At 36.5% G+C, this 510-nt stretch carries 2 protein-coding genes; both read left to right on the top strand.

What is annotated here, in order from left to right; translation table 11 throughout:
- Positions 1 to 34 precede the first annotated feature (34 nt).
- Positions 35 to 259 (top strand): hypothetical protein, encoded by a 225-nt coding sequence (locus tag R7044_RS28270; RefSeq protein WP_225456415.1) that lies wholly within the window; start codon positions 35 to 37, stop codon positions 257 to 259.
- Positions 260 to 327: 68 nt separating this feature from the next.
- A complete protein-coding gene (locus R7044_RS28265) occupies positions 328 to 465 on the top strand; it encodes a hypothetical protein (RefSeq protein WP_021823223.1) in 138 nt (45 codons plus the stop codon).
- Positions 466 to 510: the final 45 nt, after the last annotated feature.

The following is a 510-nucleotide window of genomic DNA, read 5'->3' as shown; positions in this document are numbered from 1 at the left end:
ATTGTATAACCTTCTGATTTTTTTATAAAAAACAATGACAAAAAACATTAATCGAAAACACCCAATCGCAAAACTTATCAATTTGATTATTTTACTGTTTGTCGTAGTTGCTATGACATTTGCAACTATTGAGTTCTTTGCTAGAGGTTGGTGTCAAAAGGCCCACGGCACTCCTGTTGATAAAAATTCAAGCTGGGAATTAAGAACTTGCGCTAAGTACTATTGGGATATGGACTTAGAAAATCTAGGTCGCTGGTAAATCAACTCTAAAAACCCGATTTCAAGCAACGTTCAAACTGCTTAAAAGAAAAATAAACGGAGATACCCATGTCAGATGATTACATTTCAATAAAAGACAGAATGAAAAGCTTTGCGGTTGGTTTAGGCGTCATGATGGTCATTGCCTTCTTACTTCTGAAGGGCGGTGATTTGATCGGATACCTAGCAGAGTACTACGACTTGTAAGAAAAAGAAGAACAACGAGCCTCCATTAATATGGGGGCTTTTTTA

It is taken from the genome of Vibrio sp. 1402, assembly GCF_033340275.1.
The sequence above is the reverse complement of the archived record's forward strand: the minus strand, read 5'-3'. Positions and strand labels throughout refer to the sequence as shown.

Bases quoted from the DNA above. Each gene is read 5' to 3' on its own strand.
- R7044_RS28265 (WP_021823223.1), top strand. From the start codon at position 328: ATGTCAGATGATTACATTTCAATAAAAGACAGAATGAAAAGCTTTGCG.
- R7044_RS28270 (WP_225456415.1), top strand. From the start codon at position 35: ATGACAAAAAACATTAATCGAAAACACCCAATCGCAAAACTTATCAAT.